Origin of the sequence: Variovorax sp. AB1(2024) (assembly GCF_037482385.2) — a bacterium.
Taxonomy (GTDB): domain Bacteria; phylum Pseudomonadota; class Gammaproteobacteria; order Burkholderiales; family Burkholderiaceae_C; genus Variovorax.
Genome location: NZ_JBBHKP020000001.1, coordinates 182743 through 201073, shown reverse-complemented (window position 1 = coordinate 201073; position 18331 = coordinate 182743). Strand labels below are relative to the sequence as shown.

Below are 18331 nucleotides of genomic sequence, written 5' to 3'. Positions count from 1 at the left end.
CTCGATAATTCGCCCCATGAACCGGCAACAACAGATCGACGATTTCCTGCTCCAGGCGCACCGCCTGGCGGTATCGCGACTGCGAGCCGATCCGGGGCGGATCGCGGATGTTTCGGCAACGCTCGAACGATGGCAGGCGCTGGCCGGAGCGACCCGGTCCGACGCCTACTGGAACGAGTGGCGGGCCATGCTGGCGGCGGGTGTCGATGCCATCGAGGCCGCTACTTGCGGCACCGACGACCATGCAGTGGCGCTGCGCAATGTTTCTCCCGTCGGCGTCCTCATGACGCAGCGCGAACGCGGCGAACTCCTGCGTGCGGCGCGGCAAGGCGCACATGCAGCGTAGCGAAGCGGAACATGTGCTGCGCGCGGCGGCCGCGATTGCGCAGGAGCAGTCGTTTGTCGTAGTCGGCAGCCAGGCGCTGCTCTTCCGCGAACTCGATCTCTATCCGGCGCTGCATCCCGAGAAGTCGGACCTGATCGATGGCGCCATCGGCGCGTTGTCGAGCTTCGACGACACCTTCGGCTATCACGCGGACGGCGTGGGCCCGGAAACGGCGGTGATGCCGGGCGACTGGATGCAGCGCGCCAGCCTTCACTATGTCGGTGAACTGACGGTGGTGTGTCCGGAGTTGCACGACCTGGCGTTGTCCAAGTGTGTGGCGGGACGCGAGAAAGACGCCGATTTCGTGCGCGAGCTGCTCAGGCTCAAGCTGGTGTCGCCGGTGGTCCTGCGCGAGCGCGCTGCGTTGCTGGATGTGGCGAAATACCCGGTGGCGCAAATTGGCGACTGGATCGAACGGCGTCGCATCGAAGCGGGAGTGCATTCATGAAACTCGTCATCCTCGACCGCAACGGCACGATCAACGTGCACCGCGAAGACTTCGTCAAGAGCGACATCGAGTGGACGCCGCTGCCAGGTGCGCTGGAAGCCGTGGCGCGGCTCAACCATGCGGGCTGGCACGTGGTGATCGCGTCCAACCAGTCGGGCCTGGGCCGGGGGCTGTTCGACATGGCCTCGCTCAACGCCATGCACGCCAAGATGCACAAGATGCTGGCGGCGGTGGGCGGCAGGATCGACGCGGTGTTCTATTGCCCGCACAGCCCCGACGAGGACTGCGACTGCCGCAAGCCGAAGCCGGGCCTGTTCCTGCAGATCGGCGACCGCTACGGCATCGATCTGAAGGGCGTGCCGACCGCGGGCGACAGCCTGCGCGATCTCCAGGCCGGCGCGGCCGCCGGCTGCGAGCCGCACCTCCTGCTCACGGGCATGGGCGCGGCCTGCCGCGGCGTCGATCCGCTGCCTTCCGAATACCCGGCGAACACGGTGGTCCACACCGATCTCGCCGCCTTTGTCGATTTTCTGCTCGCGCGCGAAGCGCGGGCCGCGTTGCAGGTGACTGTCTGATGGCGTTTTTCCGTTCCGTTCTCCACGCGCTGTGGATGCTCGTCACCGTGATTCCCTGGGGCATCATCATGTGCGTCAGCTCGCTCTGGAAGCGCGGCATTCCGCTCTACTGGATGGCGGAGCGCTGGCTCGGCTGGGCCATCGGCGGCGCGCGCGTGCTGCTGGGCATCAAGACGCGCGTGACGGGCATGGAGAACCTGCCGACCGACAAACTCGCCGGCGCGATCCTGCTGGTCAAGCACCAGTCCACGCTCGAGACTTTCCTGATGCCCACGCTGATGCCGCATCCGCTGGCCTACGTGTTCAAGAAAGAGCTGATCTACATCCCGTTCTTCGGCTGGGCGATGGCGCGGCTGGACATGATCCACATCGACCGCAGCCAGCGCGCGCAGGCCTTCAACAAGGTGGTGAACCAGGGCCGCAAGCTGCTGGCGCAAGGCATCTGGATCATCATGTTCCCCGAAGGCACGCGCATTCCGCGCGGCCAGAAGGGCACCTACAAGAGCGGCGGCACGCGGCTGGCCTGCGAGACCGGCGTGCCGGTCATTCCCATTGCCGTGACCTCGGCCAAGGTGTGGCCGCGCAAGGCCTTCATCAAGCGCCCGGGCGTGGTCGATGTGTCGATCGGCCCGGCCATCTCCAGCGTCGGCCGCAAGCCCGACGAGCTGATGCGCGAGGTCGAGGCCTGGATCGAGGCCGAGATGCGCCGCCTCGACCCCGAGGCCTATCGCGACAGCCCGCCGCAGCTGCAGCAAGAAGCGGCGAGCTGAACGAAAGAGAACCCGCCATGGGGGGCCTGCTGCAGTTCACGCTCGACCTGTTCGAAGGGCTGGGGAGCGAGTTCGCCCCGCGTGCGCCGGCGCCCAAGCCGCGGCGCCGCGCGAAGAAGCCTGCCGGCCCCGTGGCTGCGCCTCCCGCCATCGTGCCCGCCGCGCCGCCTGCGCCGCGCGACCTGGTGCCCGGCCCGCCGGCCGTGCCGCTGGCCGACACCCTGACGCTCGCCAGCTTCGCGCATCCGCAGGCCACGCGCGAACTGGTGCTCGGCTCTGCGCGGGTGGCCTATGAATTCAAGCGCGGCAACCGCAAGACCATCGGCTTCCTCGTCGGCGCCGAGGGCCTGTCGGTGCGCGCGCCGCGCTGGGTGGCGCTGCGCGATGTCGACGCGGCCATCCGCGAGAAGTCCGACTGGATATTGCGCAAGCTGGCCGAGACGCAGCAGCGCCACGCGCGCGTCGAGGCCACGCGCATCGAGTGGCGCGACGGCGCGGAGTTTCCGTTCCTCGGCGAGCCGGTGGTGATCCGGCTCGACCCGAAGCACGGCTTTGCCAGCGTCGGCGGCACGCTCGACGAAAAGGTCGGCGACGGGCCGCGCGTTCTGCGCCTGGCGGTAGCGCAGAACGCCGAGCCTTCGCAGATCCGCGACGCGGCGCAGGCCTGGCTCACGCGGCAGGCGCGCAAGCTCTTCATCGAGCGGCTCGACCATTTCGCGCCGCTGCTGGGCGTGCGCTGGCAGAAGCTGTCGCTGTCGAACGCGGCCACGCGCTGGGGCAGCGCGAGCGCCGACGGGTCGATCCGGCTCAACTGGCGGCTCATTCATTTCCGCATGCCGGTGATCGACTACGTGGTCGCGCATGAACTGGCCCACCTGCGCGTGATGGACCATTCGCACCGCTTCTGGGAAACGGTCGAGAGCGTGGTGCCCGACTACGACCAGCTGCGCCGGCAGCTCAAGGACGAAGCGGTTCCCCGCTGGTCCTGAAGCCTTTGGTTGAGTGTCAACGCGCGTGCGTGACGCCGCCGTCCACCACCAGCGTCGAACCCATCACGTAGTCGCCCGCCCGAGACGCCAGGTAGATGGCCGCGCCCGCCATGTCTTCCGGCACGCCGATGCGCCCGGCGGGAATGCGGCCCTTGACCTCGTCGCCGTGGTCGCGCGCATCCTTGTTCATGTCCGAAGCGAAGGCGCCGGGCGCGATCGCGCTCACCACGATGCGCTCCTGCGCCAGCCGCAGGGCCATGCGCCGCGTGAGCTGGATCAGGCCGGCCTTGCTGGCGGCGTACGAGTAGGTTTCCTGCGGATTGACGGAAATGCCGTCGATCGAGGCGATGTTGATCACCTTCGCCAGGTGGTCCGTGGCGGCCTTCTTGAGCATCGGCGTGAGCGCCTGGGTCAGGAAGAACGGTGTCTTGAGGTTCAGGTCCACCACCTTGTCCCATCCGCTTTCCGGAAACTCCGCGTAGGGCGCGCCCCAGGCCGCGCCCGCGTTGTTCACCAGGATGTCGAGCGTGCCTTCGTGCTTTGCATAGGCCTCGACCAGCTTGTGCGCGCCCTCCACCGTCGACACGTCCGCCGGCAGCGACACGCAGTGGCCGAAGGCCGACAGCTCCTTCGCCGTCTGGTCGCAGGCCGCGGCCTTGCGCGCCGAGATGTACACGCGCGCGCCCTGGGCCAGGAAGCCCTCGGCGATCATGCGGCCGATGCCGCGCGAGCCGCCGGTGATGAGTGCGGTGCGGCCCTTCAGCGAGAAGAGTTGGGTGGTGTCCATGGTGCGGTTGTCTCCTGAATGAAAGATTTTCAGGAAACGAGCTTAGTGCGCACCGCGCCCGGCCCGCGTCACCTTGGTGCCAGCGACAGGTTCCGGGGGCTGCTGAAGCGGCGCGGCTCGCCCGTGACCGGATCGGTGAAGGCTACCGACTTGGCCAGCAGCTGCAGCGGCTTGTCGAAGTCGTCGGTGTTCTCGGGCAGCAGCACGGGGTAGATCGGGTCGTTGACGATCGGCATTCCCAGCGCCAGGCAATGCACGCGCAGCTGGTGCTTGCGGCCGGTGACGGGCGAGAGCTTGAGCAGCGCATGGCCGTCGCGCGCGGCCAGCAGCTCGATGTGCGTCTCGGAGTTGGGTTCGCCGGGCTCCTCGCGAACGCGCATGAAATGGTCGTCGTCGACCAGCCGGCTGCGGTAGGTGGCCGGCACCGACGAGACGCCCTCTTGCCAGGGCACCACCGCCTCGTAGTGCTTGTCGATGCGGCGCTCGGGGAACATCGCCTGGTAGGCGCCGCGTGTTTCCTGGCGCACCGAGAACAGCACCAGCCCCGAAGTGCTGCGGTCGATGCGGTGCAGCGGCACCAGGTCGTCGATCTTCAGCTTGCGCTTGAGCCGCACCAGCAGGCTTTCCTGCAGGTATTTGCCGGTGGGTGTGACCGGCACGAAAGGCGGCTTGTCGACCACCAGCAGCTGGTCGTCCTGGAACACCACCTGTTCCTCGAAAGGGATGTGCACCTCGTTGTCGAGCGAGCGGTAGTAGTACACGCGCAGCGGCGACTGGTAGCGGCGCTGCGCCGTCACCGGCACGTGGTGCTCATCGATGACGTCGTTGGCCGCGATGCGTTCGAGCCAGGCCTCGCGCGTGATGGCGGGGAAGCGCTCGATCAGGAACTCGGCGATGGTCGGCCATGGGCCGTGCGGCAGCCCGACGCAGCTGGGCCCCACGCCGTCGCGCGTGGGCAGCGGCAGCTGCGGCGGACGGCGTCTCGTCATCGCGCGGTTGCTTCCTGCAGCAGCGCCAATGCTTCGGCAGACGAAGGCCGCGCGGCGGGAACAGGCTGCAGGCAACGGTCCTTGAAGGCGCTCACCGAGGCCGGCACGGCATCGGTGCAGCGCTCGAGCAGCTCCTCGAGCAGGCAGCCGAAGGCGCGCATTTCGAGCGCCTGGAATGCACGTGCCTGCGCCTCGCCGAGCGAGCCGGTCATCCAGGCCGCGCCGAAGTCGCCGAGCCGGCCTTCGCCTTCGGGGCTGCGCAGGATGTTGTGCGCATACAGGTCGCCGTGAAGAATGCCGCGCGCATGCAGATGCTGCATGGCCGAGGCGATGTCCCGCGCGATGCGCAGGGCGATGGCCGCGGGCCAGCGTGCTTCGTCCGCATAGACGTCGCGCGTGCACGATGCCAGGCTGGGCGGCCCCGCCAGCGTGGTGAAGCGCGGGTCGACCAGCCCCATCACCAGGCCTTCGGTGCCTTGCGGATGCCCGTCGATGCGGCTTTGCGCGGCGATCAGCGTGGGGTGCGCGCCCGCGCCGATGCAGGCGGCCATTTCGCTGTGCGGCCAGCCGTCGCTGGTGACGGCGCCCTTGAAGAGCTTGACCGCCACCTGTCGCGATGCGCCTAGCGTCGCCTGGTGGATCACCCCCGATGCGCCTTCGCCGAGCTTGCGGCCCAGCGTCAGTTCATGCCAGTCGACATGCGGCACCGACTGCGCTGCGATGGCGGCGTCTTCGGCTTGCGTGTCGAAGGGGTTGCCGGCGCAGGCGAGCCACGAAAGGCGCGGCAGCGACGGCAGCCATTCGGGCAGCGTCTCGAAGCGGTTGGCCGAGATGCGCAGCAGCTCGAGCCTTTCGAGCCCGGCCATCGAAGGCGGCAGCGCGCGCAGCAGGTTGCCCGCCAGCATCAGCTTCTGCATGCGCGTGCAGGCGCCGAGCGCATCGGGCAGCTCTTCGATGCGGTTGTCGGTGAGGATCAGCCAGCGCAGCGAAGGCGGCAGCGCGGCGGCCGGCACGCTGCGGATCCGGTTGGCCTTGAAGCCCACGATGTCGAGGCTGCGGCACCGGCCGACGGCTTCGGGCAGTTCGGAGAAGCGGTTGTCGGAGCAGAAGAGCACACGCAGCCTGTGCAGGCGGTGCAGGTCGTCGGGCAGGGTGTCGAGCGCATTGCCCGACAGGTTCAGCACCTCGAGCGAATCGGCCAGGTCGAAAACCTCTCGCGGAAACTCGGTGAGTCCGCACGAGAGGTCGATTCTTGTTGCGCCTGCCAGCCGGCCCGCGCGCAGCTGAGCCAGCGTGTCGTCCATCCGGAGAGTCTAAGCCGTGGTGGACTGGGGGCCGAAGCGGTAGATGCCGTCCTTGCCCAGCTCGCGCTTCACCTGGCCCGAGAACCACAGCAGGTGCAGGTGGGCCACGGTCTCGCCCATGGCGAAGGTCATCTGGTGCAGGTCGAGTTCGCGCTTGAACAGGATCGGAAGGCCTTCGGCCGCGGTGAGCGGGCGCGCCACGCAGGCTTCGAGCAGTTCGGCCAGTCGGTCGCGGTGGTGCTCCTGCAGCTGGTCGACGCGGCGGTGGATGCCGGTGAATGGCTTGCCGTGCGAGGGCAGGCCCAGCGTGTCGGCGGGCAGCGCCTTGAACCGGTCGATGCTGTCCAGGAACAGCCGCAGCGAATTGGCTTCGGGCTCGCCTGCGTGCACGCTCACGTTGGTGGAGATGCGCGGCAGCATCATGTCGCCGCCCAGCAGCAGCTTGAGCTCGTCGCAGTACAGCGAGATGTGCTCCGGCGCATGGCCGTAGCCGCTGATGCAGCGCCAGGCATGGCCGTCGATCATGACGGTGTCGCCGTCGAGCATGCGCACGAAGCTGTCGGGCACCGAGGGAACCATGTTCGCATAGTAGTTGGTGCGCGCGCGGATCTTGGCGATGGATTCGGGGTCGGTCAGCCCGTGCGAAGCGAAGAAGCGCGCGGCCTGTTCGCCGCCTGCCAGGGTGTCGCCCGCGGTGCTGAGCACGCGCGCCACGTGGTAGTCGGTCGAGCTGATCCACAGCGGCACGTTCCAGCGCTGGCACAGCCAGTGCGCCAGTCCGATGTGGTCGGGGTGCATGTGGGTGACGATGACGCGCAGGATCGGCAGGCCCTGCAGCTGCGTCTCGAAGATCTGTTCCCACTGCGCGCGGGCCTCGTCGTGGGCGATGCAGCAGTCGACCACCGTCCAGCCGGCCACGCCGTCGATGGTGTCGCGCAGCAGCCAGAGGTTGATGTGGTCGAGCGCGAAGGGCAGCCGCATGCGGATCCAGCGCACGCCGGGCGCCACTTCCATGGCTTCGCCGGGCTGGGGCAGCGTGTCGCCCAGGGGATAGTGGAGTTCGCGTTCGAGGAGGTTCATGTAAGATTGACGTTTACGTAAACGTCATGGAATGAGGGCTCCATTGTAGGGATCGCGGGGGAAACCTGCTGTCGCCCCGGTAACCCTCCTTCCGGCGTCCCTTTCGCCTCCACCGTCGTCATGCCTGCGCAAACCTTCACCATCAGCCAGCTCGCGAAGGAATTCGACCTCACGACGCGGGCCATCCGCTTCTACGAGGACATGGGCCTGCTCACGCCCGAGCGCGCCGGCCTGCAGCGCATCTACAGCGCGCGCGACCGCGCCCGGCTCACGCTCACGCTGCGCGCCAAGCGCCTCGGCCTGAGCCTGACGGAGGCCAAGGACATCCTCGACATGTACGACAGCCCGCGCGACACGGTGCCGCAGCTGGAAAAGTTTCTCGGCGTGCTGGGCGCCCACCGGGCCCAGCTCGAGGCGCAGCTGGCCGAGCTGCAAGCCAACCTCGCGGAAGTCCGCGAACATGAGAAAAAGGGGCGCGCCACGCTGGCCAGGGCGCAAAAGGCTGCCAAAGCCTGAGAACACACGACTCATCGACAATAGCTGACTATGTCCGACACCGATAACCTCAACGACCTCTTCGCCCACAACCGTGCCTGGTCCGCCCAGATGGAGCGTGACCGCCCCGGCTTCTTCACCGGCCTGGTGAAGCAGCAGACGCCGCGCTACATGTGGATCGGCTGCTCCGACAGCCGCGTGCCCGCCAACCAGATCACCGGCCTGGAGCCGGGCGAAGTGTTCGTGCACCGCAACGTGGCCAACATCGTGGTGCACTCCGACCTGAACGCGCTCTCGGCGATCCAGTTCGCGGTCGAGCACCTGAAGGTCGAGCACATCATGGTGGTCGGCCACTACGGCTGCGCCGGCGTCAAGGCCGCGCTCAGCGGCAAGCGCATCGGCCTGGCCGACAACTGGATCCGCCACATCCAGGACGTGCGCGACCGCCACCACGTGATGCTCGAGAGCCTGCCCGACGAGGAAGCCCGCGTCGATGCGCTGTGCGAGCTCAACGTGGCCGAGCAGGTGGTCAACGTGGCCGTCAGCACCGTCATGGTCGATGCATGGGCGCGCGGCCAGAAGGTCCGCATCCACGGCTGGACCTTCGGCGTGCACGACGGCCTGCTGCAGGACCTCGGCCTGAGCGTGGACGGCACCCAGCCGCTCGACGCCATCTACAAGGCCGCGGTGCAGCGCATCCGCCACAAGTGGAGCAAGCCCGGGGCATCGGTGAAGTCGATCACGGCGGCGCAGCCCGAGGCCGACGGCACCACCGCGGCCACCTGAGCGGCGGCAGCGCCGTCGTCCTCCACCCCGTCCGTCCCGCCATGTTCCCGCAGCGTCTCGATTCGCCGCTGGCCTATGACATTGCGAAGGCGATGATGGACGGCTTCAACCGGCACTACCGGTTGTTCCGGGCCGAGTCGGCGCGTGCCAAGCACCGCTTCGAAACCGCCGACTGGCACGGCCAGCAGCGTGCGCAGCGCGAGCGCATCGAGTTCTACGACCTGCGGGTGAGCGAGGCCGTGGCCCGACTCGAGAAAGAGTTCAAGGCCGGCGAGCAGCCCATGGACGTGTGGCACCAGGTCAAGCTGCACTACATCGGCCTGCTGGTGAACCACCACCAGCCCGAGCTGGCCGAGAGCTTCTTCAACTCGGTGACCACCAAGATCCTGCACCGCGCCTACTTCCAGAACGACTTCATCTTCGTGCGCCCGGCCATCAGCACCGAGTACATCGAGCCGCGCGGCGCGCCCACCTATCGGCCGTACTATCCTTCGCCCGACACGCTGGCCGACACCGTCGAGCAGATGCTCGACGACTTTTCCCTGCTCGGCAGCTTCGCCAACAAGCGGCGCGACGCACAGCGCGTGGCGCACGTCATCCTGAACCGCTTCCACCAGGTCAAGCTGCGCGCCAACTTCCAGCTGCAGGTGCTGTCGGGCCTGTTCTTCCGCAACAAGGGCGCGTACGTGGTCGGCAAGATCATGAACGGCTTCACCGAGATCCCGTTCTCGCTGCCCATACTGCACGACAGCCACGGCAGGTTCTACATCGACGCGGCCCTGTTCGGCGAAGACGACCTGCAGATGCTCTTCAGCTTTGCGCGCGCGTACTTCATGGTCGACATGGAAGTGCCCTCGGCCTGGGTGCAGTTCCTGCGCTCGCTCATGCCGCGCAAGCCGCGCGCCGAGATCTACAACGCGCTCGGCCTCGCCAAGCAGGGCAAGACGCTGTTCTACCGTGACTTCCTCTCGCACCTGAACTACTCGAGCGACCGCTTCCGCATCGCGCCCGGCATCAAGGGCATGGTGATGCTGGTGTTCGACCTGCCGTCGTTCCCGTTCGTGTTCAAGGTCATCAAGGACTTCTATCCGCCGCAGAAGGACACCACGCGCGAGCAGATCAAGGGCAAGTACATGCTCGTGAAGCAGCACGACCGCGTTGGCCGCATGGCCGACACGCTGGAGTACAGCGACGTGGGTTTTCCGCTCGACCGCTTCGAGCCAGGGCTGATCGAGGAGATCCGCAAGTTCGCGCCCAGCCAGCTCGAGATCGGCGACCGCGACGGCAACGGGGAAATGGAGCTGGTGCTCAAGCACGTCTACATCGAGCGGCGCATGATCCCGCTGAACATCTACCTGCAGGAAGCTTTCGACACGCTGGCCCATCCCGAGAGCCCGGCGCACGCCAGGCGCGCGAAAGAGCAGCTCGAGCATGCGGTGGTGGAGTACGGCAACGCCATCAAGGACATGGTGGCGGCCAACATCTTTCCCGGCGACATGCTGTGGAAGAACTTCGGCGTCACGCGCGGCGGCAAGGTGGTGTTCTACGACTACGACGAGATCGAATACGTCACCGACTGCAAGTTCCGCAAGGTGCCCGAGCCGCGCAACGAGGAAGAAGAAATGAGCGGCGAGGTCTGGTATTCGGTCGGCCCGAAAGACGTGTTCCCCGAAACCTTCGAGCCCTTCCTGCTGGGCAACAAGGACGTGCGCGAGGCCTTCATGGCCCACCACGCCGACCTGCTCGACGCTGCCTTCTGGCAGCACCACAAGGAACGCATCCAGGCCGGGCAGATGCTCGATGTGTTCCCCTACGAAGAGTCGCAGCGCTTCCAGCACGAAGGGCACGCGACGCACTTCTGACCCGTACGGCTGTTTTCGATTTCCGCTTTCACATCATTCTTGAAGGAGACCTCCACATGTCCGAATCCATCGTCATCGTCGGCCTTGCCCGCACCCCCATGGGCAGCTTCCAGGGCGACTTCTCGTCGCTCTCCGCGCACGACCTGGGCGGCGCCGCCATCAAGGCCGCCGTCGAGCGAGCGGGCATCGCGCCCGACAGCGTGGGCGAAGTGCTGTTCGGCAACTGCCTGATGGCCGGCCAGGGCCAGGCCCCGGCGCGCCAGGCGGCCTACAAGGGCGGCCTGCCCGACAGCGCGGGCGCGGTCACGCTCAGCAAGATGTGCGGCTCGGCCATGAAGGCCGCGATGCTGTCGCACGACCTGCTGCTGGCCGGCACGCACGACGTGATCGTCGCGGGCGGCATGGAAAGCATGACCAACGCGCCCTACCTCATGCTCAAGGGCCGCGGCGGCTACCGCATGGGCCACGACCGCATCTTCGACCACATGATGCTCGACGGCCTCGAAGACGCCTACCAGCCGGGCCGCTCGATGGGCACCTTCGGCGAGGACTGCGCGGCCAAGTACAAGTTCACGCGCGAGCAGCAGGACGCCTTCGCCATCGCCAGCGTCGAGCGCGCCAAGAAGGCCACCGAGACCGGCCTGTTCAAGGACGAGATCGTGCCCGTCACGGTCAAGGGCCGCGGCGGCGACACGGTGGTCTCGGTCGACGAAGGCCCGGGCAAGGTCAAGCTCGACAAGATCCCCACGCTCAAGCCCGCGTTCAAGAAAGAGAACGGCACCATCACCGCCGCATCGAGCTCGTCCATCAACGACGGCGCCGCCGCGCTGGTGATGATGACGGAGTCGCATGCCAAGAAGATCGGCGCCAGGCCCATCGCCCGCATCGTCGGCCATGCCACGCACGCGCAGCAGCCCGAGTGGTTCTCCACCGCGCCCGTGGGCGCTGTCGCCAAGCTGTTCAAGAAGACCGGCTGGGCCGTGAAGGACGTGGACCTGTGGGAAGTGAACGAGGCCTTCGCCGTGGTGCCGATGGCGCTGATGCACGAGCTCGACGTGTCGCACGAGATCGTCAACGTGCACGGCGGCGCCTGCGCGCTGGGCCATCCGATCGGCGCCAGCGGCGCGCGCATCATGGTTACGCTCATTCATGCCCTGAAGGCGCGCGGCAAGAAGCGCGGCGTGGCCACGCTGTGCATCGGCGGCGGCGAAGGCACCGCCGTGGCACTCGAATTGCTATAAGAGCAGCGTCGGGAGCGTCCGAGCACGGGCGCTCCCGGCTTTTTTTCATTCAGACATTCAAATAAATGCGTAGAGCAGGAGATTTCATGCGCCCATCCATCCACCGTACCGCCATTGCCGCCTTGCTGGCCGCCGCTTTCCTGGCGCCCGCCGCCAGCTGGGCCCAGAAGCGCGACAACGTGCTGTTCCAGGCTGCCACCGACGAGCAGCCCGCGGTGATCAAGACGCTGGAGAAACTCGTCAACATCGAGACCGGCACCGGTGACGCCGAAGGCATCGCCGCCGCCGGCAACTACCTCGAGGGCGAACTCAAGAACCTGGGCTTCACCGTCACGCGCAGCAAGTCGGCCGGCATCGTGGTGGGCGACAACATCGTCGGCAAGATCAAGGGCCGCGGCGGCAAGAACCTGCTGCTGATGTCGCACATGGACACGGTGTACCTGAAGGGCATCCTCGCGAAGGCTCCGTTTCGCGTCGAGGGCGACAAGGCCTACGGCCCGGGCATCGCCGACGACAAGGGCGGCAACGCCGTCATCCTGCACACGCTCAAGCTGCTCAAGGAATACGGCGTGCGCGACTACGGCACCATCACCGTGCTGTTCAACACCGACGAGGAAAAAGGCTCCTTCGGCTCGCGCGACCTGATCCAGGAAGAAGCCAAGCTGGCCGACTACGTGCTTTCCTTCGAGCCCACCAGCGCCGGCGACGAGAAGCTGTCGCTCGGCACCTCGGGCATCGCCTATGTGCAGGTCAACATCACCGGCAAGGCATCGCATGCGGGCGCGGCGCCCGAGCTGGGCGTGAACGCGCTGGTCGAGGCCTCCGACCTGGTGCTGCGCACGATGAACATCGACGACAAGTCGAAGAACCTGCGCTTCAACTGGACCATCGCCAAGGCCGGCAACGTGTCGAACATCATCCCGGCCACCGCCACGCTGAACGCCGACGTGCGCTATGCCCGCAACGAAGACTTCGACGCCGCCATGAAGACGCTGGAAGAGCGCGCGCAGCAGAAGAAGCTGCCCGAGGCCGACGTCAAGGTGATCGTCACGCGCGGCCGCCCGGCCTTCAATGCCGGTGAAGGCGGCAAGAAGCTGGTCGACAAGGCCGTGGCGTACTACAAGGAAGCCGGCGGCACGCTGGGCGTGGAAGAACGCACCGGCGGCGGCACCGACGCGGCCTATGCCGCGCTCTCCGGCAAGCCCGTGATCGAAAGCCTGGGCCTGCCCGGCTTCGGCTACCACAGCGACAAGGCCGAGTACGTGGACATCAGCGCCATCCCGCGCCGCCTGTACATGGCCGCGCGCCTGATCATGGACCTCGGCGCCGGAAAGTGAATGCTGCCCCCCGGCTTTTCACTCGCCTTGCTCGTGTAACTCCACCCCCCGAGGGGGAGGCGCGGTCCGCCTTGGGGCGGCCCGGCGGCGACCGCCTCTTCACATAGAAGGAACTGCCATGTTGTTGACAGCAGACCAGGAAGCCATCCGCGACGCGGTGCGCGATTTCTCTCAAGCCGAGCTGTGGCCCAACGCCCCCAGGTGGGACCGCGAGCACAGCTTTCCGAAGGAAGCGCACCACGGCCTCGCGGCGCTGGGTGCCTACGGCATCTGCGTGCCCGAGGAGCATGGCGGCGCCGGCCTCGACTACCTCACGCTCGCGCTGGTGCTGGAGGAAATCGCGGCCGGCGACGGCGGCACCAGCACCGCCATCAGCGTGACCAACTGCCCCGTCAACGCCATCCTCATGCGCTACGGCAATGCGCAGCAGAAGAAGCAGTGGCTCGAGCCGCTCGCGCAGGGGAAGATGCTCGGCGCCTTCTGCCTCACCGAGCCGCAGGCCGGCAGCGACGCGTCGAGCCTGCGCACCACGGCGCGCAAGGACGGCGACGCCTACGTGATCGACGGCGTCAAGCAGTTCATCACCAGCGGCAAGAACGGCCATGTGGCCGTCGTCATTGCCGTGACCGACAAGGGCGCGGGCAAGCGCGGCATGAGCGCGTTCCTGGTGCCGACCGACGCGCCCGGCTACAACGTCGCGCGGCTGGAAGACAAGCTGGGCCAGCACAGCAGCGACACCGCGCAGATCAACTTCGACGGCTGCCGCATCCCGGTGGAAAACCTCATCGGCGCCGAAGGCGAGGGCTACAAGATCGCCCTCGGCGCGCTCGAGGGCGGGCGCATCGGCATTGCAGCGCAGAGCGTGGGCATGGCGCGCAGCGCCTTCGACGTGGCGCTGGCCTATGCCAAGGAACGCCAGGCCTTCGGCGGTTCGATCTTCGACCAGCAGGCCGTTGGCTTCCGCCTTGCCGAATGCGCGACGCAGCTCGAAGCGGCGCGCCAGCTCATCTGGCATGCCGCCGCGCTGCGCGACGCCGGCCGGCCCTGCCTGAAGGAGGCGGCCATGGCGAAGCTCTTCGCCAGCGAGATGGCCGAGCGCGTGTGCAGCGCCGCCATCCAGACGCTGGGCGGCTACGGCTACGTGAACGACTTCCCGCTGGAGCGCATCTACCGCGACGTGCGCGTGTGCCAGATCTACGAAGGCACCTCGGACATCCAGAAGCTCTTGATTCAACGCGCGCTGGCGTGAACCGGCGCAGCGGACGGTGGTGGGGCTGGATTGCCACGGCATGCGTGCTGGCGGGGCTCGCGCTATGGGGCTTCGTCATCGAGCCGCGCTGGGTGGCCGTGCGTGTAGAACCCCTGGGCTCATCTGCATGGCAGGCGCCGCCGGGACTGAAGGTGGCGGTGGCGAGCGACTGGCACCTCACCGCGCGTTCGGCATGGCGCGTCAACGGCCTTGGGCGCGCCGCACGCGTCGTGGACGACATCAATGCAGCGCAGCCCGACATCGTGCTGCTGCCCGGCGACTTCCTGGCCGGCTCGGGTGGCGACGAGTCGCTGCCCATCGAAGACATGGCCGTGGTGTTCGGCCGCCTGAAGGCGCCGCACGGCGTGTATGCAGTGCTCGGCAACCACGATTGGTGGCATGACGGCCAGCGCATCGCCAAGGCACTGGCCGCGCAGGGCATCCGGGTGCTGGAAAACGCTTCGGTGCAAGTGCCCGGCCACGACCTCTGGGTGGTCGGTATCGGCGATCACTCGACCGGCCATTCGGACCCGATGCGCGCGCTGGCCGGCGTGCCGCCCGAGGCAGCGACACTGGTCATGATGCACGACCCCTTCAGCCTCGCGACCATGCCGCGCACAAGAGGCCTCGTGGTCGCGGGGCATACGCACGGCGGACAGGTCAGCGTGCCGGGCCATGGCGCACTGATCGTGCCCGGCGCGGCGCCGCGCGAATGGGCTTACGGCTGGATCTCGCACAAGGGCAGGCGCATGTACGTAACCAGCGGCCTCGGCGTGAGCATCCTGCCGGTGCGCTTCAACATGCGGCCCGAGTGGGTGATGTTCCGCTAGCCGGTTACCCATCCGTCAGCCTGTCATCGGTTTCGACGACAGACAACCGTGCGCCTCGAGCGCACCATGGCGGCCTCTCTTGTCGGAGGCCTTCGCCATGTCCATTTCAAAATCCGTTCCCGCCACCGCCCTGGCCCTGCTGTGCCTTGGCGCCCCCATCCTGCCGGCGCAGGCGCAGGCGCAGACCGCCGCCGCGCCCGACATCGCCGCGCTGACCGCGAGCGAAGCCGTGAAGCAGCTGTGCGCCGGTGCCGTCACCAGCGAGCAGCTGGTCACGGCCTACATCGCCCAGGCCAAGGCCCGGGCGAACCTCAATGCCTTCATCACGCTCGACGAAGCCGGCGCACTGAAGCAGGCGCGCGCCGCCGATGCGCTGCGCAAGCGCGGCGGCGCGTGCAAGCCGCTCGCGGGGCTGCCCGTGGCCATCAAGGACAACATCCAGGTGCAGGGCCTGCCCGCGACGGCCGGCACGCCTGCGCTCAAGGGCTTCGTGCCCGGCGCCGATGCACCTGTGGTGGCCAAGCTGCGCGCCGCCGGCGCGGTGGTGCTCGGCAAGACCAACATGCACGAGCTGGCCTTCGGCGTCACCGGCTACAACCCCGCGTTCCAGAGCGGGCCCGAGGTGGGCGTGCGCAATGCCTACGACGCGAGCCGTATCGCGGGCGGCTCTTCTTCGGGCAATGGCGCGGCGCTGGGCGCGCGCATGGTGCCGGCCGCCCTCGGCACCGACACCGGCGGCTCGGTGCGCATTCCGTGCGCTTTCAACGGCTGCGCGTCGCTGCGCCCGAGCATGGGCCGCTATCCGCAGCAGGGCATTGCGCCCATCTCGCACACGCGCGACACGGCCGGGCCGATGGCGCAGTCGATGGCCGACGTGGCACTGCTCGACGGCGTGATCGCCGGCGGCAAGCCGCTCCGGCCCGCCGACCTGAAGCGCGTGCGGCTCGGCGTGGTGCAGGCTTTCTACGCCAACCTCGACGCCGACACGCGCGCCGCCACCGACGCCGCGCTGGCCAAGCTGCGCGCGGCCGGCGTCACGCTGGTGGATGTGGAAATGCCGAAGCTGATGGAGCTCAACGGCGCGATCGGCTTTCCGCTCGCGCTCTACGAGGCGAACGACGACATGGCGGCCTACCTCGCGAAGTACCGCACCGGCATCGACATCGCGCAGCTCGCCGCCGGCATCGCCAGCCCCGACGTCAAGGGCACCTTCGACGCCTTCGTGATCCCGCGCAAGCTGCCCGCGCCCGCCGGCACGGTCGATGCGAAGCCGGTCTACGACAACGCGATGCGCGTTGCACGCCCCGCGCTGCAGAAGCTCTACCGCGACACCTTCGCCAGCAACAGGCTCGACGCGCTGGTGTTCCCGACCGTGCCGCGCGTGGCGCTGGCCGCGGCGCCCGAGGCCAGCAGCCCGGAGAACTTCGGCGCGCTGATCCAGAACACCGACCCGGGCAGCAACGCCGGCATTCCGGGCGTGCAGTTGCCGTCGGGCCTCGGCGCGACGACGGGCCTGCCCGTGGGGCTGGAACTCGACGGGCCGGCCGGCAGCGACCGCAAGCTGCTGGCCGTGGGGCTCGCCGTGGAACAGGTGCTCGGCCGGCTGCCCGCGCCCAAATAAGCAAGCAAGCCGGGGTGCGTGGTCAGCGCCCGGCCGGCGGCACGCTCCAGCCGGCCAGCGCCGAGCGGCGCTCGATGCCCAGCTTGTCGAAGATGCGCCGCAGGTAGGTGCGCACGGTGGGCACGCCCACCTCCATGCGCCGCGCGATCTCCTTGTCGGTGAGGCCTTCGCGCACGCAGCGCGCCACCTGCTGCTCGCGTGCGCTCAGCAGGGACCATGCAGCGTCTTGCGCTTGCCGTGGCGGGGGCAAGGCGATGGCCGCAGCCGCGCGCTGGGCCCGCTGCAGCGCCCCGGCGAACGCCGGCTCGATCAGGTCCAGCAGCGCTTTCTCGTGGTCGCCGAAATCGCCGCGTCCCTTGCGCCGCCAGATGCGCAGGTCGCCCAGCGCGCGCTCGCCCTCGAAGGCATGCAGGTTCATGCCCCAGTGCAGCCCGTCGCGCGAGAGAAAGTCATTGAAGAACGGGGTGCGCATCAGGGCGCGCTGCGGCATCACCTCGGTCACGCGCGTGGCGCGGCGGCGCGATTGCAGCACGAAGGTGATCGGGTCGTTGTGCTGGTGCCATTGCGCGTAGCTGTCGAGGTTGGCGGGCTCCATGTTGATCGCCACGCGCCCGCCGAAGCTGCGGCTGCCCGCATCCCACACGAACGAGGCGAACTGGTCTGCGCGCAGCAGGTCGAGCAGCGCTCGGCCCAGGCTTTCGCGAATATCGCGCTCGTTGCCGGCGGCGTCCTGCGCCAGCAGCGTGAAAACGCCGCGCAACGCCTGCTGTTCAGTGCCTGTGAGGTACATCGCGGTTCTTCCGGTGGAATCGCTGTGAAGCTAGCGTTTAGCAAGCGCCGCGCCAAGGGTGAATGCCCTCGGCGCGGTACCCCGGGGCTTGCCCTCTCGGCACCCGGCCCGCGAGGTGTTCCAATAGCGGTCTTCATGAGTGCCATCGATCCCACCACCGGACCTTGTCCCTGCGGCCGTACCGACCGCCGCGACAAGCCCATCGGCTACGCCCTGTGCTGTGGCCGCTATCTCGACGATTTCGAGAACACGCCGGCGCCGGACGCCGAATCGCTGATGCGTTCTCGCTACTCGGCCTTCGTGCTGGAGCGCGGCGAGTACCTGCTCGCCACCTGGGACGCGGCCAGGCGCCCGGCCTCCATCGAGTTCGAGCCCGGGGTCAAGTGGCTGGGGCTGGACATCCGTTCGCGCTCCGTGCTCGACGCCGACCACGCCGAGGTCGAGTTCGTCGCCCGCCAGCGCAGCGCGGCCACCGGCGCCGCGACCCGGCTGCACGAGCGCAGCCGCTTCGTGCGCGAGGGTGCGCGCTGGTTCTATCTCGACGGCGACCTGCAGCAGCCCCTGGCTTGACGCGCCGCCCGGCGGCTCGCACAATCGGCCCCGCTCCGGGGTGCACGCATGTGGCGTGCTGAGATGGCAAAGCTGCCGACCCGCGAACTTGATCCGGGTCATACCGGCGTAAGAAGAGCTGCACTCCCTGACTCCGGTCCGTCACTCCCCCTTCCGTGACGGGCTTCCCGAAGTCCACCGAGCGATTGCGGAGCACCCTTTTCCTCAACAAGGAGTGCCTCCG

The 18331-nt window shown here is 68.0% G+C and carries 19 protein-coding genes and 1 riboswitch; of the genes, 14 read left to right on the top strand and 5 right to left on the bottom strand.

Annotated features, from left to right (window positions below; genetic code table 11):
• The first annotated feature begins 16 nt into the window (after positions 1–16).
• From WIX39_RS00965 to WIX39_RS00945, 5 genes are read left to right on the top strand one after another with little or no spacing between them, the layout of a single operon-like run.
• A complete protein-coding gene (locus WIX39_RS00965; RefSeq protein ID WP_081270148.1) occupies positions 17–346 on the top strand; it encodes a hypothetical protein in 330 nt (109 codons plus the stop codon).
• Entirely contained in the window at positions 336–833 is a 498-nt protein-coding gene (locus WIX39_RS00960; protein WP_159053685.1) for a DUF6036 family nucleotidyltransferase, read from the top strand. Before WIX39_RS00965 ends, WIX39_RS00960 begins: the two co-directional genes overlap by 11 nt.
• A complete protein-coding gene (gene gmhB, locus WIX39_RS00955; RefSeq protein ID WP_081270146.1) occupies positions 830–1408 on the top strand; it encodes a D-glycero-beta-D-manno-heptose 1,7-bisphosphate 7-phosphatase in 579 nt (192 codons plus the stop codon). The genes WIX39_RS00960 and gmhB overlap by 4 nt, the downstream gene beginning before the upstream one ends.
• On the top strand, positions 1408–2178 hold the full coding sequence (locus tag WIX39_RS00950) for a lysophospholipid acyltransferase family protein (protein WP_409194351.1): 771 nt from the start codon (positions 1408–1410) through the stop codon (positions 2176–2178). Before gmhB ends, WIX39_RS00950 begins: the two co-directional genes overlap by 1 nt.
• Positions 2179–2195: 17 nt before the next feature.
• Positions 2196–3167 carry a M48 family metallopeptidase gene (locus WIX39_RS00945; protein ID WP_409194350.1) on the top strand — a complete coding sequence of 324 codons (972 nt, stop codon included), beginning with the start codon at positions 2196–2198 and terminating at the stop codon, positions 3165–3167.
• Between the two features lie 16 nt (positions 3168–3183).
• Here WIX39_RS00945 and WIX39_RS00940 read toward each other — a convergent pair whose 3' ends face one another.
• The 4 genes from WIX39_RS00940 to WIX39_RS00925 form a co-directional block, all read right to left on the bottom strand.
• Complete coding sequence (locus WIX39_RS00940) at positions 3184–3954, bottom strand: SDR family oxidoreductase (RefSeq protein ID WP_409194349.1); 771 nt, start codon at positions 3952–3954, stop codon at positions 3184–3186.
• Positions 3955–4022: 68 nt separating this feature from the next.
• Entirely contained in the window at positions 4023–4943 is a 921-nt protein-coding gene (locus WIX39_RS00935; RefSeq protein ID WP_106936701.1) for a pseudouridine synthase, read from the bottom strand.
• On the bottom strand, positions 4940–6247 hold the full coding sequence (locus WIX39_RS00930) for a leucine-rich repeat-containing protein kinase family protein (protein WP_409194348.1): 1308 nt from the start codon (positions 6245–6247) through the stop codon (positions 4940–4942). Before WIX39_RS00930 ends, WIX39_RS00935 begins: the two co-directional genes overlap by 4 nt.
• A 9-nt stretch (positions 6248–6256) precedes the next feature.
• On the bottom strand, positions 6257–7327 hold the full coding sequence (locus tag WIX39_RS00925; RefSeq protein ID WP_409194347.1) for an MBL fold metallo-hydrolase: 1071 nt from the start codon (positions 7325–7327) through the stop codon (positions 6257–6259).
• Positions 7328–7447: 120 nt separating this feature from the next.
• On the opposite strand from WIX39_RS00925, the gene WIX39_RS00920 reads away from it, so the two are divergent.
• The 8 genes from WIX39_RS00920 to iaaH all read left to right on the top strand — a co-directional run bounded on the left by WIX39_RS00920 (position 7448) and on the right by iaaH (position 16748).
• On the top strand, positions 7448–7843 hold the full coding sequence (locus tag WIX39_RS00920; protein WP_081269634.1) for a MerR family transcriptional regulator: 396 nt from the start codon (positions 7448–7450) through the stop codon (positions 7841–7843).
• A 30-nt stretch (positions 7844–7873) separates the two neighbouring features.
• Positions 7874–8608 carry a carbonate dehydratase gene (gene can / locus WIX39_RS00915; RefSeq protein ID WP_106936703.1) on the top strand — a complete coding sequence of 245 codons (735 nt, stop codon included), beginning with the start codon at positions 7874–7876 and terminating at the stop codon, positions 8606–8608.
• Positions 8609–8649: 41 nt separating this feature from the next.
• Positions 8650–10470 (top strand): bifunctional isocitrate dehydrogenase kinase/phosphatase, encoded by a 1821-nt coding sequence (gene aceK, locus WIX39_RS00910; protein ID WP_409194346.1) that lies wholly within the window; start codon positions 8650–8652, stop codon positions 10468–10470.
• Between the two features lie 56 nt (positions 10471–10526).
• Positions 10527–11711, top strand: a complete 1185-nt coding sequence (locus WIX39_RS00905) for an acetyl-CoA C-acyltransferase (RefSeq protein ID WP_409194345.1) — start codon at positions 10527–10529, stop codon at positions 11709–11711.
• A gap of 86 nt (positions 11712–11797) precedes the next feature.
• A complete protein-coding gene (locus WIX39_RS00900) occupies positions 11798–13048 on the top strand; it encodes a glutamate carboxypeptidase (RefSeq protein ID WP_081269638.1) in 1251 nt (416 codons plus the stop codon).
• Positions 13049–13166: 118 nt separating this feature from the next.
• Positions 13167–14297 (top strand): acyl-CoA dehydrogenase family protein, encoded by a 1131-nt coding sequence (locus WIX39_RS00895; RefSeq protein ID WP_409194344.1) that lies wholly within the window; start codon positions 13167–13169, stop codon positions 14295–14297.
• Entirely contained in the window at positions 14294–15127 is an 834-nt protein-coding gene (locus WIX39_RS00890) for a metallophosphoesterase (protein WP_106936706.1), read from the top strand. Before WIX39_RS00895 ends, WIX39_RS00890 begins: the two co-directional genes overlap by 4 nt.
• 97 nt (positions 15128–15224) lie before the next feature.
• Positions 15225–16748 (top strand): indoleacetamide hydrolase, encoded by a 1524-nt coding sequence (gene iaaH, locus WIX39_RS00885; RefSeq protein ID WP_199851879.1) that lies wholly within the window; start codon positions 15225–15227, stop codon positions 16746–16748.
• 22 nt (positions 16749–16770) lie between these two features.
• Here iaaH and WIX39_RS00880 read toward each other — a convergent pair whose 3' ends face one another.
• Positions 16771–17538, bottom strand: a complete 768-nt coding sequence (locus tag WIX39_RS00880) for a helix-turn-helix transcriptional regulator (RefSeq protein ID WP_409194343.1) — start codon at positions 17536–17538, stop codon at positions 16771–16773.
• Positions 17539–17673: 135 nt separating this feature from the next.
• Between WIX39_RS00880 and WIX39_RS00875 the strand changes: the two genes are divergently transcribed.
• Positions 17674–18108: a YchJ family protein gene (locus WIX39_RS00875; RefSeq protein WP_106936708.1), complete on the top strand. Its 435-nt coding sequence runs from the start codon at positions 17674–17676 to the stop codon at positions 18106–18108.
• Between the two features lie 26 nt (positions 18109–18134).
• Positions 18135–18240: riboswitch (TPP riboswitch) on the top strand.
• The last annotated feature ends 91 nt before the right edge of the window (positions 18241–18331 follow it).